This is a genomic window from Comamonas sp. B21-038, from assembly GCF_022387135.1.
Classification (GTDB): Bacteria; Pseudomonadota; Gammaproteobacteria; order Burkholderiales; family Burkholderiaceae_C; genus Comamonas; species Comamonas sediminis.
In genome coordinates, this window is sequence record NZ_CP092462.1 from 1,776,135 (window position 1) to 1,790,636 (window position 14,502).

The 14,502-nt window shown below is 62.3% G+C and carries 11 protein-coding genes; 4 read left to right on the forward strand and 7 right to left on the reverse strand.

The features are described from left to right. Positions 1–26: 26 nt before the first annotated feature. Positions 27–2,546, reverse strand: coding sequence for a putative bifunctional diguanylate cyclase/phosphodiesterase (locus MJ205_RS08015; RefSeq protein ID WP_239811963.1), 2,520 nt, complete (start codon positions 2,544–2,546; stop codon positions 27–29). Positions 2,547–2,929: 383 nt separating this feature from the next. On the opposite strand from MJ205_RS08015, the gene MJ205_RS08020 reads away from it, so the two are divergent. The 3 genes from MJ205_RS08020 (at position 2,930) to bioB (ending at position 5,335) form a co-directional block, all read left to right on the forward strand. Beyond that, entirely contained in the window at positions 2,930–3,397 is a 468-nt protein-coding gene (locus tag MJ205_RS08020) for a VOC family protein (RefSeq protein WP_239811964.1), read from the forward strand. Positions 3,398–3,410: 13 nt separating this feature from the next. Further along, on the forward strand, positions 3,411–3,830 hold the full coding sequence (locus MJ205_RS08025) for a glyoxalase superfamily protein (protein ID WP_239811965.1): 420 nt from the start codon (positions 3,411–3,413) through the stop codon (positions 3,828–3,830). Positions 3,831–4,306: 476 nt separating this feature from the next. Beyond that, a complete protein-coding gene (gene bioB, locus MJ205_RS08030) occupies positions 4,307–5,335 on the forward strand; it encodes a biotin synthase BioB (RefSeq protein ID WP_239811966.1) in 1,029 nt (342 codons plus the stop codon). Between the two features lie 85 nt (positions 5,336–5,420). On the opposite strand, the gene MJ205_RS08035 is transcribed toward bioB, so the two are convergent. Next, positions 5,421–6,476 (reverse strand): quinone-dependent dihydroorotate dehydrogenase, encoded by a 1,056-nt coding sequence (locus MJ205_RS08035; protein ID WP_239811967.1) that lies wholly within the window; start codon positions 6,474–6,476, stop codon positions 5,421–5,423. 54 nt (positions 6,477–6,530) lie between these two features. Between MJ205_RS08035 and rpiA the strand changes: the two genes are divergently transcribed. After that, positions 6,531–7,202 carry a ribose-5-phosphate isomerase RpiA gene (gene rpiA / locus MJ205_RS08040; RefSeq protein ID WP_239811968.1) on the forward strand — a complete coding sequence of 224 codons (672 nt, stop codon included), beginning with the start codon at positions 6,531–6,533 and terminating at the stop codon, positions 7,200–7,202. Between the two features lie 76 nt (positions 7,203–7,278). On the opposite strand, the gene MJ205_RS08045 is transcribed toward rpiA, so the two are convergent. From MJ205_RS08045 to MJ205_RS08065, 5 genes are all read right to left on the reverse strand, one after another. Further along, positions 7,279–7,935 carry a glutathione S-transferase N-terminal domain-containing protein gene (locus MJ205_RS08045; protein WP_239811969.1) on the reverse strand — a complete coding sequence of 219 codons (657 nt, stop codon included), beginning with the start codon at positions 7,933–7,935 and terminating at the stop codon, positions 7,279–7,281. 104 nt (positions 7,936–8,039) lie between these two features. After that, positions 8,040–10,097, reverse strand: coding sequence for a M3 family metallopeptidase (locus tag MJ205_RS08050; protein WP_239811970.1), 2,058 nt, complete (start codon positions 10,095–10,097; stop codon positions 8,040–8,042). Positions 10,098–10,299: 202 nt separating this feature from the next. Beyond that, positions 10,300–11,148 (reverse strand): bifunctional methylenetetrahydrofolate dehydrogenase/methenyltetrahydrofolate cyclohydrolase FolD, encoded by an 849-nt coding sequence (gene folD, locus MJ205_RS08055; RefSeq protein WP_239811971.1) that lies wholly within the window; start codon positions 11,146–11,148, stop codon positions 10,300–10,302. Between the two features lie 162 nt (positions 11,149–11,310). Continuing rightward, positions 11,311–11,943 (reverse strand): response regulator transcription factor, encoded by a 633-nt coding sequence (locus MJ205_RS08060; RefSeq protein WP_133856160.1) that lies wholly within the window; start codon positions 11,941–11,943, stop codon positions 11,311–11,313. A gap of 36 nt (positions 11,944–11,979) precedes the next feature. Beyond that, complete coding sequence (locus tag MJ205_RS08065) at positions 11,980–14,499, reverse strand: PAS domain-containing sensor histidine kinase (protein ID WP_239811972.1); 2,520 nt, start codon at positions 14,497–14,499, stop codon at positions 11,980–11,982. Positions 14,500–14,502 lie beyond the last annotated feature (3 nt).

Consider the following 14,502-nt stretch of genomic DNA (forward strand, 5'->3'; position numbering starts at 1 on the left):
GAGACAGGCCGGGTGACAGGCCGGGCTCAGACCGGGAATGGTTCAGCAGCCTGGTGGGAAAACGGCTGAGGCCGACCCACCGCATAGCCTTGCGCATAGTCGATACCCATGCTGCGCAGCGTCTCGACAATCTCGGGCGTGGAGGCAAATTCTGCAATGGTCCGCATTCCCAGTGCGTGGCCGAGGTGGTTGATGGCGTCCACCATCGCGCGGTGCGCTGGCTCGTTGAGCATATCGGCCACAATGGCGCCGTCGATCTTCAGAAAATCCACCGGGAGATTCTTCAGAGAGCTGAACGAGGACACGCCGGCACCAAAATCATCCATCGAAAAGCGGCAGCCCAGCGCTTTGAGCGCCTTGACCAGGCGGATGGCATTGGGCAGGTGCGTGATGGCAGCGGTCTCGGTGATCTCGAAGCAAAGCGTCCCCGGGTCGACCGCATGCAGCGCGATCTGCTCCTGCAAGAAGCCCAGCAGCCGCTCATCACCCAGGGAGGTGCCCGACAGATTGATCGCACAGCAGGAGATGGCAGGCACCTGGCCGGATTTTTGCAAGTGGGCCAGCGTGCGCAGCGATTGCTTGACCACCCAGCGGTCCACCATCGGCATCAGCCCGTAGCGCTCTGCCGCAGGGATGAACAACACAGGGCTGATGATATTGCCATCGGGCAAGCGCATCCGTATCTGCACCTCGATATGCAGGCCGCCGCCGGCGATGTCGTCGGCCGTGGTGTTCAACGCGCCGATCGTCTGGGCATACAGGCAGAAATGCCCGCGTTCCAAAGCGGCCTTGATCCGTTCGACCCATTCCATCTCGCCCACATAGCGGGCAATCTCCTGATCGACGCCAGGGTCGTAGGCATAGACGGTATTGCGGCCACGCTGCTTGGCGCCATAGCTGGCCATGTCTGCCACCCGCAGCACTTCTTCAACGGTGGCCAGCGGCGCAGCCAGCTTGACCAGGCCGATGCTGATGCCGGCGCTCAGGCTGCGCTCACCCCACTGTATGCGCACATTCTGCGCGGCATCCCGGATCTGTTCGGCAATCCGCTGTGCTTCGCCGAATGCACATTCGGTCAGCAGAATGGCAAATTCATCGCCGCCCACGCGCGCCAGCACATCGCCAGTGCGCAGGCAGCGCTGCAGCATCACGCTGATCGCGCGCAGCATCGCATCGCCGGCAATGTGGCCTGCAGTGTCGTTGATGACCTTGAACTGGTCCAGATCCAGGTACATGATCGCGTTGCCTGCGGAGGGCAGGTCGGACTGCTGGTTCCTGGCGAGCAGCACACCGAGCAGGCGCTCGAATTCGTAGCGGTTGATCAGGCCGGTCAACTGGTCGTGGGTCGCCTGCCAGGCCAGTTCGCGGATGTAGCTTTGTTCCTGGCTGACATCGTGCAGCACCCATACCGCCTCGGTGGTGCCGGTATGGTCACCGATCGGCGTGAATGCCAGCCTGACTTCGCGCAGGTGGAACTGCGCGTCGTAGAGGCGGAAAATCGTATCCCGTGGGTACTCATGGCCCCGCAAGGTCTCCGATATCGCGGTCTGCACCAGCGGGGCGACACCGGGTTTGTCCCTGTCGGTGACCAACGGGGGTGCATGCATGTGCTGCACCAGTTCACAGGTGACCAGTTGCTCCAGTGACATGCCCAGCAGCTCTTCTGCTGCCCGGTTCATGTACATGACATGGCCTGCCGCGTCGGTGGTGATGACCGCCTCACCAATGGCTGCCAACGTCGTCGATGCGCGCTCGCTGACCAGATCCAGCGCGTCTTCAGCGCGGGCGGTCTTGCGCTGCAAGCGCCAGGTGTGCCCCATCAGCAAGCTCAGCATCGCCACCGCGATGCCGATATTGATCGACCACAGCCATGCATTGAGCGCACGCGATGTATCGCCCAGGACCTTGTTGAAGGCCCGCTCGGCCTCGGAAAGTTGAATCTGCAGCGAGTTGATCTGGGCCAGCCAGCTTTGCTTTTGCGCCGGTGTGGGCGGTGCCAGCTGCAGGCAGGCATAGATGTCCCCCGCCAGGTTCTGCAATTCCTGCAGGGGCTCGTCGCTGTCCCGCCAGCGGGCGAGCAGCTGGCCGATGGACTCGGTGTGTTTGAAATACACCGTCAGCCAGATCAGGGCATTGATCTCCTCGGGCTCATTGTGGCCTTGCAGCAGCAGCAGCGATGCCTGGGGTCTGGCAGCGTAGCCGCGATCCTCCAGCATCAGGCGCGCCTGCATATCGCTCATCGGTATATGCAGGCCCTGGTGGAACTGCTCATACGCGGCAGCGTCACCGCTGACCGCATAGCGCGCCAGTGCATAGGTGGCGTCCTTCTGGCCTTTGCTCCACTGGCTTTCCCCGGAGCTGAAGGCCCGCATGGCTCCCAGAATATGCAGGCTGGAAATCGCCAGCACGGTTTGCACGATGGCCAGCGCCACAAACGGCCAGATGCTCAGCAGCAGGCTGCGTTTGCGTAAGGGCCCGCTAAAGCGCGCCGCAGGCGGCGTTCCTACCGAATCGATGCCCGGGGCAGGAGGACTTAGACGGGGCATGGTCCCCCCGGTTCGCGGCGAGTGCTGGCCAGCCCGGCTGCGTACAGGGCAGGCGGTCGAAGGTGGGAGCGGGGAAGGTCAGCAAATAACATGGTGGGAACAAGGCCGGGCAGCGTCGCAGGTGAGTGCCTCAAGCTATCCAAATATAGTAATACGCTATTCGATAAATGAGTCCTTTTAATTGTAGTTATTTAGGGTAAACACTGTACGCTTTGCGGTCACTGATTTAGAAGCAATGTGTAATCGGCGCCCCACCGTTCATCCTGCCGATGATGGCGGCTGACGGCGCTTCGGGTCGCGCACTCTACCGCCAGCAGCGCCCGGCCTTGGCACAATGGCGTCTGCGGCGCAAGCCTCACACCACCTACAAGGAGCCACTCAGCATGCCGGTACAGCGTCCGTTCAAAGTTTTGGGAATTCAGCAAGTGGCCATAGGAGGCACTGACAAAGAGCGCATGAAAACACTGTGGGTGGACATGCTCGGACTGTCACAAACGGGCAGCTTCCGCAGCGAGCGGGAGAACGTCGATGAAGACATCCTGGCGATGGGCAAGGGCGCCTTCGCGGTCGAGGTGGATATCATGCAGCCGCTGGATATCGACAAAAAGCCTGCCGTGCATGCCACGCCGCTCAACCACATTGGTTTGTGGATAGACGACCTGCCCAAGGCCGTCGAATGGCTGACGGCCCAGGGCGTGCGTTTTGCGCCGGGCGGCATTCGCCCAGGTGCTGCAGGCCATGACATCTGTTTTCTGCATCCCAAGAGCAATGACGAGTTCCCCATCGCAGGCGAGGGCGTGCTGATCGAGCTGGTGCAAGCGCCGGCCGATGTGATTGCCGCGCTGGGTTGAAGGGATCGCAGCGATGGCCGATGCCACAACCTTTCAGCCTTGTGTGATCCCGGTGTTGCGCAGCTTCGACGCGCAACGGGCTGCAGAGTTCTACCAAGGGTTTCTGGGTTTTGTTCAGGACTGGACACACCGCTTTGGTGATGACTTTCCGCTCTACGAGCAGCTCAGCCTGCGCAGCGCTGCGGGCCTGGCCTGTGTGCTGCATGTGAGCGAGCACCATGGCGATGCCTGCCCCGGCAGTACGGTGCGTATTGCCTGGCCGCAACTGGAGGCCTTCCAGCAAAGTCTGCTGGCCAAGAACTACCGCTATGCCAAGCCCGGGCTGGAGCGCATGCCCTGGGGCATGCTGGAGATGCGCATCGCCGATCCCTTTGGCAACCAACTGGTGTTTTTTGAAGAACTGCCGGATGCGCCGGGGAGCGCTGGCGGTTGAGCGCCATGCCAACCTCCACCACAGCCGCACGCCGTTGCGGCTTTTTTATGCCCGGCATCTGCAAAGACCCCCAGCGCTGCAAGGGCAAATCTGGGGCGCCGGCGTCAATAAACTCCCAAATAGTGCCAGGGGTATTGGGCTGGATGGTCTGCAAACGCACGGGACCGGCCTTGCTGCGGGGCTCCACCCCTTGCCAACCACTTATTTGCCGTTAATTGCATGCCTGGCGCGTGTTGTTTGGCGATCTAAAGCGCTCCCAAAGACGGTCGTTGACGATGCAATGCACCAAGTTGCAGCAATGCCGCTTCTTCTTGCCTGCAATCTGCCTGCAACAGCGCTCTAAATTAACGGCGCTGCAAAGCTGCCAAACGGCGCTTTCAGAGGCCGCTCTGCACGGGCTGGCCAGTCTTCGGTATTGGACACAATAAGTGCCATACCCGGGCATCCCGCACCGGGTAGCGATTGAGGAGAGCTTCATGTCCAGCCCACATAGCCCCGATGCGAGCACATCGGCGCTGCATTGGCATCCCAAAGTAGCAGTGACCGATCGGACGTCGGCCGCAGAGCCCTGGCCGGTAGCCCAGGTGCAAGCCCTGTTCGATATGCCTTTTATGGCCTTGATGTTCCACGCGCAGACGGTGCACCATGCGCACTGGCCAGCGGGTGATATCGAGCTGGCAACCTTGCTTTCCGTCAAGACGGGCGGGTGCCCGGAGAACTGCGGTTATTGCCCGCAGTCGGCGGCCCACGACACCGGAGTCAAGGCCGATAAGCTGATGGATGTTGCAGAGGTGATCCGCGCTGCCCAAGCCGCCAAGGATGCAGGGGCTAGCCGCTTTTGCATGGGGGCAGCCTGGCGTTCACCCAAGGACCGCGATATCGCGCAGGTCAGCGAGATGATTGCGGCCGTCAAGGCCCTGGGGCTGGAAAGCTGCGCGACCCTGGGCATGTTGGCGCCCCACCAGGCGCAGGCGCTGAGCGATGCAGGTCTTGACTACTACAACCACAACCTGGATACCGGCCCCGCTTATTACCGCGATGTCGTCAGCACGCGCCAGTACCAGGAGCGGCTCTATACGCTGGCCCATGTCCGGGCCGCAGGTATCCGGGTCTGCTGTGGCGGTATCGTCGGCATGGGGGAGACGCCAGTCGACCGCACAGCCTTGCTGGCCCAACTGGCCAACATGCAGCCCTATCCGGAGTCGGTGCCCATCAACAGCCTGGTGCGCGTGCCTGGCACGCCGCTGGCCGACAGTGAGCCGGTGGACCCGCTGGATTTTGTGCGCGTGATCGCAGTCGCCCGCATCGCCATGCCCAAGGCCCGCATACGCCTGTCTGCCGGCCGCCAGCAGCTGGGCGAGGCGGTGCAGACGCTGTGCTTCATGGCCGGCGCCAATTCCATCTTCTATGGTGACAAGTTGCTGGTGACCGGCAACCCGGAGGCCGACTGCGACGCAAAGCTGCTGGCCAAGCTGGGACTTGCGAGCTTGAAAACTGCGGCCTGAACGACGCGCCTGGACGCACCAGCGAAGCAGGCGGGCACAAAAAAGGCCAGCGCATGCTGGCCTGGTGCTGGTTCCGGTGGCTGAATCAGCGGCGACCGCCTTGAGCTTTCAGCGCCTGGGCAATCTCGGTGACCAGCCCGGGGCCGCGGTAGATCAGGCCCGTGTAGATCTGCACCACATCGGCGCCGGCCTTGATTTTCTCGACCGCATCGGCACCGCTCAGGATGCCGCCCACGCCAATGATCGGGAACTGGGGGCCCAGGGCTGCACGCAGCTGGCGAACCACGGCATTGCTGGCCTCGAACACAGGGCGGCCGGAGAGGCCACCGGTTTCTTCCGCATGCTGCAGGCCTTGCACCGCATCGCGGCTGATGGTGGTGTTGGTGGCGATCACGCCATCCATGCCATGGGTCTTGAGGCTGTTGGCAATCACGCTGATCTGTTCTTCGGTCAGATCGGGAGCGATCTTCAAGAACACGGGCTTGTGCTGGCCATGCTCGCGCGCCAGCTGCTCGCGGCGCTGCACCAGCGCGCTCAGCAGTGCATCCAGCGCCTCATCGCTTTGCAAGGCGCGCAGGTTCTTGGTATTGGGCGAGCTGATGTTGACCGTGATGTAGTCGGCATGGGGGTAGACGCCATCGAGGCAAGCCAGGTAGTCGCTGGTGGCGTTTTCAATCGGGGTGGCCGCATTTTTGCCAATGTTCAGGCCCAGCAGCAGCGGCGATGCCTGCTTGCGGAACTGCGCCTTTTTCACATTGGCCACAAAGGCTGCCAGACCTTCGTTGTTGAAGCCCAGGCGGTTGATCAGCGCATCGCGCTCCGGAATGCGGAACATGCGGGGCTTGGGGTTGCCCGGCTGCGCCAGCGGCGTGACCGTGCCCACCTCGACAAAGCCAAAACCCATGGCACCCAGGCCGTCGATGGCGCGCGCATTCTTGTCCAAACCGGCCGCCATGCCCACCCGGTTGGGAAACTGCAGACCCGCCAAGCTAATGGGGTCATTGACCCGGCTTTGGCGCCAGGCGCAGGCCAGTGGCGTGTTCTGGCCCTTGGCCAGCATGTCCATCGTGAAGTCGTGGGCCGCTTCGGGCTGCATGCCGAACAGAACGGCGCGGGAGAGGGAATAGGGGATCAGGGACATGGGATGGGATAATCAAGGCGTTATCTGTATTTTCGCTGATCTGATCGCACTACCATGACACAAGACGAATTAAAGGCCGAGGTTGGCCGCGCAGCCCTGCAATATGTGGTTGCCGGAGAAATCGTAGGCGTGGGCACCGGCTCCACCGTGAACAAGTTCATCGATGCGCTGGCCTCCATCAAGGACCAGATTCCTGGCGCCGTTTCCAGCTCGGTGGCCAGCACCGAGCGCCTGCAGGCGCTGGGCATCAAGGTGTTGGACGCCAACGAGGTCGAGCGCCTCGCAGTCTATATCGATGGCGCCGATGAGATCGACCACCAGGGGTTCATGGTCAAGGGCGGCGGCGCTGCGTTGACGCGCGAGAAGATCGTCGCTGCGCTGGCCGACCGCTTCATCTGCATCGCTGATGCGTCCAAGCAGGTACAAACCTTGGGTGCGTTTCCGCTGCCGGTCGAAGTCATTCCCATGGCTGCCACCCAGATTGCCCGCCGCTTCGCAGCCAAGGGTGGCCAGGCCAGGTTGCGCCTCAAGGACGGCCAGCCCCTGGCAACCGACAACGGCCAGCACATCCTCGATGTCACCGGTCTGGCGATTGCCGATCCTGCCGCTTTTGAATCGGAAGTGAACCAGTGGCCCGGCGTGGTCACGGTTGGCGTGTTTGCGCACCAGAAGGCGGCAGTTTGCCTGCTGGGGACCGAGCAAGGCGTAGAGACGCTCGAGTTCTAAATCAACCAGTCAAACCTGACAAAATGGCCCGACGCAGGCAACGCCTGGTCGGGCCATTGTTGTTCAGTGCGCAGGCTTAGAAAACAATCCCGGTCGGATTGCTGGGCGTGACACGTTCCGGTTCGACATTCTGGTTGCCCGAGGCCGGTGAGCCTGGCGCTGCAGGCTGCGCGGCAGCCGGCGCAGCAGGTGCAATGACCTTGGGGATCAGCGGCTGGGCCGGGGCCGGGCGGTAGCTGGACGGCAGCTTGGACTGGGCAGGGTAGCCGGCGGCATCCAGATAGGCGCTCCAGTCGTTTTCGTTGAAGCCACTCAGGTGTTGCGCACCCAACGTTGCAAAGGGGATCGTGCCATCGGGGTTGAGCTTGCGCAGCGCCTGGATTTCTTCGTTGGAGGTGACCGTCTTCTCCATGAAAGGCACACCCCGCGTCAGCAGATAGCGGCGGGCCGTGTCACAGGCGCCGCAGTCCTTGCTGGTGTAGAAGGTCAGGGGGTACTTGGTAGCCGCTTGCTTGACCTCGAGCGGCAAGTCACTGAGCCGGGTACCGGTCGGCTCGGTGACCGCACCGGTCGAGACCGATTGGCTCGGCGTATCGGATGTCGGCGCGCGGTCTGAAAAGGTCACCCTGCCATCGGGCCCCACGATCCGGTACACCGTTTGCGCGCTGGCCCAGCCAGTGGCACAGGCCAGTGCGGTGCCCACCAGGATGCTGCCCAAAGCCATTGTCCTCATGCGTTTCCCTCTCTATAGCTGTTGTGGCTCCATTATGCCTTCGCAACGCCAGCGCCATCAGCGGCTTGCAGGGCCCCAGGGGGCGGCGCTGCAAGCCGGGAGGCTCATGCGGTCAGGGGTTCCGCCATGCCCTGGTGGCGCAGCAGCGCGTCCAGCTGGGGCTCTCGGCCACGGAAGGCCTTGAACGACTCCATCGCCGGACGGCTGCCACCGGCTTCCAGGATGGCATGCAGGTAGCGCTGGCCCACCTCGCGGTCCACCACATCACTGCTGCCGCGCTTTTGCGCTGCTTCTTCAAAGCTGGCAAAGGCATCGGCCGACAGCACCTCGGCCCACTTGTAGCTGTAGTAGCCCGCTGCATAGCCACCCGCAAAAATATGGGTGAAGGTGTTGGGCATGCGGTTGAACTCCGGTTGATCGAGCACAGCCACCTGGCTGCGGACGTCGCGCATCACGCGGTAGATCGCCTCTGCGTTGATGCCATCGCCTGACAGCTCGGTGTGGATGCGCATGTCGAACAACGAGAACTCGATCTGCCGCAGGGTCTGCATGCCGGACTGGAAGTTCTTGGCGGCAATCATCTTGTCGTAGAGCGCGCGCGGCAGCGGCTCGCCGGTGTCGACATGGGCCGTCATATGGCGCAGCACTTCCCACTCCCAGCAGAAGTTCTCCATGAACTGGCTGGGCAGCTCGACGGCATCCCATTCCACACCACCGATGCCGGAGACATCGCGCTCATTGACCTGCGTGAGCATGTGGTGCAGGCCATGGCCGGTTTCGTGGAAGAGGGTGATCACGTCGTCATGGGTCAGCAGCGGCGGCTTGCCGTCCACGCCGGCTGCGAAATTGCAGACCAAGTGTGCAATGGGGGTCTGCAGCTCGCCATTGTCCGGGCGCAGCCAGCGGGTGCGCACATCGTCCATCCAGGCGCCGCCACGCTTGCCATTGCGGGCAGGCGGATCGAGGTAGAACTGGCCGACCAGCTCGCCATCGCGCTCGATGCGGTAGAAGGCCACGTCCTGGTTCCAGACAGGCGCCAGGTCCCCCTTGATCTGCACGCCGAACAAGGTCTCGACAATGCGGAACAGACCGGCCAGCACCTTGGGCGCAGGGAAGTACTGCTTGAGTTCCTGCTCGCTGAAAGCGTAGCGTGCCTCTTTCAGGTGTTCGCCGATGTAGCCCCAGTCCCAGGCCTGGGGGTTGTCCAGGCCCAGTTCGGTGCGGGCATAGTCGCGCAAGTCTTGCACATCCTTTTGGCCATAGGGCTTGGCCTTGCTCGCCAGCTCCTGCAAAAACTCCATCACCTGCACTGACGACTGGGCCATCTTGGGCGCTACCGAGAGTTCGCCAAAACTGGGGTAGCCCAGCAGATGCGCTTCCTGCTCGCGCATCTTCAGAATCTCGACCATCAGCGGCGTATTGTCGAGCTTGGCATCGCCAAACTCACTGGCCCGCGTGGTGTAGGCGCGGTAGAGCTTCTCGCGCAACGCGCTGCTCTTGGCAAACTGCATCACCGGCAGGTAGCTGGGGATCTTCAAGGTCAGCTTGTAGCCGGGCTTGCCTTCGGCCTCGGCTGCGGCGCGTGCGGCCTGGATGACGTCTTGGGGCACGCCGGCCAACTCGTCCAGTTCGGCATAGTAGGCAAACTGGTCGGTCGCATCCATCGCGTTTTCGCTGTACTTCTGGCAGGCGATAGCGCTTTTCTCTTGCAGTTGGGCATAGGTCTCGCGGGCCTGGCCTTGCAGCTCGGCACCACCGAGCACAAAGTTGCGCATTGCGTTGTCCCAGGCCTGCTTCTGCTCGCTGTTCAAGCTTGCCGGGTCGATGGCCTTGTACTTGGCATACAGCGCTTCGTCCGCACCCAGCTGGGTCCAAAACGCCGTGACCTTGGGCATCTCGGCGTTGTAGGCAGCGCGCAGCTCGGGAGTGTCTGCAACAGAATTGAGGTGACCGACCATGCCCCAGGCGCGGCCCAGCTTCTCGGTGCTGACATCGAGCACTTTGGCAATCTCGTTCCATTGCGCCGGGAACTCTGGCGCCGTTACTGTCTTGAGGGCCGCTTCACTGTCGGCCAGAAGCTGGTCGATGGCGGGGGCAATGTGTTCAGGTTGGACCTGGTCAAAGCGGGGCAGGCCGCTGAAGTCGAGCAATGGATTGGTCATGGTGCTGTATATGGGGCCTCGCGCGCCGCAATCAATGCCATGTTGGCACAGGCTTGCAAGGCATGATGGCACTTGGGTCTTGCCTGTCATTTAAGCACAAAAAAAAGCCGCTGGCACCGGCAAGGCGGATGCCAACAGCTATCGTTTTCATAGTTTTACCGGCGCGATAAATCGGCGCGGAATCGAGGTGATTTTGTGGAGATCAGGCGCGCTCGGCCGACTCCAGCGTATTGACCATCAGCATCGTGATCGTCATCGGGCCGACACCGCCGGGCACGGGGGTGATGTAGCCTGCCACTTCCTTGACGCCGTCAAAATCCACATCGCCGCAGAGCTTGCCTTCTGCATTGCGGTTCATGCCCACATCGATCACCACGGCGCCGGGCTTGACCATGTCGGCGGTCAGCACATTGAGCTTGCCCACGGCAGCCACGATGATGTCGGCCTGGCGGGTCATCGCGGCCAGATCGGCCGTGCCGCTGTGGGTGATGGTGACGGTGGCATTGGCGGCCAGCAGCATCATGGCCATGGGCTTGCCGACGATGTTGGAGCGGCCGATGACCACGGCATGCTTGCCGCGCAGGTCCTTCATGCCGATCGATTCGAGCATCTTCATGCAGCCGTAAGGCGTGCAGGCCTTGAAGCCCACTTCACCCACCATCAGCGCGCCGGCGCTGGCCACATGGAAGCCGTCCACATCCTTCTTGGGTGAGATGGCTTCGATGACCTTGTGGTCGTCGATGTGCTTGGGCAGCGGCAACTGCACCAGGATGCCGTGGATGCTCGGATCGTTGTTGAGCGCTTCGACCCGGGCCAGCAACTCGGCTTCGGTCATGTTGGCGTCGTACTTCTCCAGCACCGAGTGGAAGCCGCACTCTTCGCAGGACTTGACCTTGTTGCGCACGTACACCTGGCTGGCCTGGTTGTCACCCACCAGGATGACGGCCAGCCCCGGCACGATGCCCCGGGCCTTGAGCTGGTCGGCGCGCGTCTTGACATCGGCACGCAGTTGCTGGGAAAGGGCCTTGCCATCGATCAATTGAGCAGTCATGTGGTCATCCAAAAAGGGTTGCGCGTGGTCCAGAAGCCGGGCGAGCCCCCAGCATGGCGCGCGGAATTGAAAAATGCGCCGTACCGAAACCGGTACCGGCGCATTGCGCTTTGAGCAGCGTTGTTGGAACGTCGTCCTTAGGGCGCTAAGACCGCTAATTTATCACGTTGCCTTGGCCGCTGCATTCGAGCCCAGGGCAATCTTGAGCAGATCAGCGACGGTATTGGCGCCCAGCTTTTCCATGATGTTGGCGCGGTGCGCTTCCACGGTCTTGATGCTGATGCCCAGGTCGTCGGCGATCTGTTTGTTGAGGCGGCCGGCGACAATGCGTTCGAGCACTTGCGATTCGCGTCCGGTGAGCTTGGCCAGCAGCGCATCGCGGCTGGCGGCCTGCTGGTGGCCTGCGAAGGCATCGCGTGCCTGGTCGAGCATGCGCTCCACCAAGGTGTCCAACTGGGCTTCGTCAAAAGGCTTCTGGATGAAATCCATCGCACCCTTTTTCATCGTATCGACCGCCATGGGCACATCGCCATGGCCGGTGATGAAGACGATGGGCAGGGGCGACTTGTTTTCGATCAGACGATCCTGCAGTTCCAGGCCGCTCATGCCGCCCATGCGGATATCGACGATCAGGCATGCCACTTCGCGGGCGTCGTAGCGTGCCAAAAAGGATTCGGCGGAATCAAAGCAGCGCACACGGTAATCCTTGCCCTCCAGCAACCATTGAAGCGAGTCGCGAACCGCTTCATCGTCATCGACTACGTAGACCGTGCCCTTTTTGGGGATCAAGCTCATGCACAATTCCTTCTATCAGTATTGGTATAGCGCTGGCTATTCAGCGGACTCCGCCGGCGTGGCCACCGGAATCCAGAAGCTGAAATTACAACCCGTCACCTCCGAGCCATTGTAGAGGTTCTCTGCCTGCATCCGGCCATGGTGAGATTCGACAATGCTGCGGCAGAGATTGAGGCCGATTCCCATGCCTTCGCTCTTGGTGGAGAAGAAGGCCTGGAACAGGCGCTCCAGTGCTTCAGGTGACAGGCCGCGCCCCGTATCTTGAACGGAAAACTCTATCACATCCGTGGCGTCGATCTTGCGAGGTACAACGCGCAGCTCGACCATCCGCTGGTGGGCCGGGCGCTCGGCGTTGGCGATGGATTCGGCGCCGTTCTTCATCAGGTTGATGAGCACCTGCTCGATCAGGATGCTGTCCACCTTCACTTTGGGCAACCGTGCGGCAACGTGGTGCGAAAGCCGCACATTGTGCCGTTTGAGCTCGATCGAGCCCAGCTCGACCGCTTCGCTGACGATGTCGCTGACATCGGCCAGCGCCCGGTTGGGTTCGCTGCGTTTGACAAACGAGCGGATGCGGTGGATCACCTGGCCGGCGCGCTGCGCCTGGTGGGCTGTCTTTTCCAGCGCGCCCAGCAAAGCCTCTTCGCTGAGGCTGCCGTTCTTGACGCGGGTGATCATGCCCGAGCAGTAGTTGCTGATCGCTGACAGCGGCTGGTTGAGCTCATGCGCGACGCTCGAGGCCATCTCGCCCATGGTCACCAGGCGGCTCACGGTGGCGGCTTTTTCGGCCTGGCGCGCGGCTTGCTCTTCGGCATGGCGGCGGGGTGTGATATCGGTCGCAATCACCATTTGCGCGAGCCGTCCGTCCACCCAGTTGAGGTAGCGCGAGCGCACCTCCAGCCATTTGCCCAGTTCAGCGATGTAGATCTCGGCGTTGCCGCTGACGGCCGTCGTGATCTGGTCACTGGGCAGGCCCATCAGCCCGTCTTCATCGTCCATGCTGGTGCTGGCATTGCTGCTGCTGGGCAGCACGCCCGCCTGGGCGACCAGTTGCAAATGGCCCACCGTTTGCGAGCCGAACCACTGCCGGTAGAGCTTGTTGGCAAACAGCAGCTCGGCACTGCCCAGCGGTGCCACCGACACCGAGGCATCCAGTGCCTCGAGCACGATGGTAAAGCGCTCGTAGGAGGCGGAGAGCTGCTCTCGGATGCGGTTGGGCTCGGTGATGTCGGTCATCGAGGTCATCCAGCCGGTCTGACGGCCATGGCCATCGATGAGCGGCGAGACATAAAGCCGCGCCTCGAACATCGTGCCATTCTTGCGCTTGACCCGCATCTGGAAGCCACCGGGAAACACCTTGCCGCTCATCTCGTCGATCAGCATGTCGTGGTAGGTGCTTTGGTCGCCTTCGGGCCAATAAGGGTAGGGGGGCAGCTTGCCCACCAGCTCTTCTTCGCTCCAGCCAGTCATCTGGCAGAAGGCGGCATTCACGTACGAGATGCGGCCTTGCAGATCGAGCGCACGCATGCCTGTGAGCACGCTGTTCTCCATCGCACGGCGGAAATTGGTTTCTCCCTGCAGCGCCTCCTGCGCGCGGATGCGCTTGCGCGTATGGCGCCAGGTGGCCACCAGCAGCCAGGCCGTCATGAAGCTCAGCACACAGACAAGCCAGAACAGCCCGTTGCTGACCAACCCCAGTGAGGTGTGGTAGGCCTGCGCACGCAGCTTGAGGCTGTTGCCCACCGGCGCGACTGGCATGTCGAATTCGTTGGGCCCCGTGCGCCAGGGCAGCAGCCGCTGGGCAGCCACACGCGGCGCCAGCGGCGTGCCGGCCAGCGTGGTGCCCTTGCCATCCTGCAGCGTTACCGCATAGCGCGCGAGGATCTCGGTGGGCGTGCCGTAACGCAGCAGATTGTCAATCGAGAACTCGGCCAGCAGCACGCCGCCAAAGCGGCCTTTCTGACTGATGGGCACCTCCAGCAGCAGCATCGGTGCCGTCTCGCTGGTTGCCAGCGGCTGCGAGAACACGGGCTGCTGCAGGTCGCGCGCCATCTCGAACAGCTCCAGCAATTCCTTTTTCTGGATCACCTCATCTAGGGTGAGCAGGTTCTCGGCCGCCACGCTGGGGCCGAACTGGGTGGCGCGCACCTGACGCGCGGTATCGATCCAGGTCAGTGCTTGCAGCTCTGCATACTGGCTGATCAGCGTATCGGCACGGTCATTGAAGCCGTTCTTGTCCACGTCCTGGTTGCCCACATCGCGGGCCAGGCGCATCAGCTGCTCCTGGCGCTCCGACAGACGCAGCCGAATGCGCTGCTGGGCATATTCCACATCCCGGCGCATGGCCTCGCGTTCGCGTTCCAGCTCCTCACTGCGCAGGTACCAAAAGGCCGCGACGATCGCGATGAAGAACATCACCACCGCCACCAATGGAGCAATGGCCGCATAGCGGTCTTGTCTCGAAGGTGACAATCCGCGCCACCAGGTTTGCCACATCTGCACCAAACGGGGTCGGCTGTTCGGGGGCGGGGTGGCGGGGCGCTCGGTCGAATTCATGGT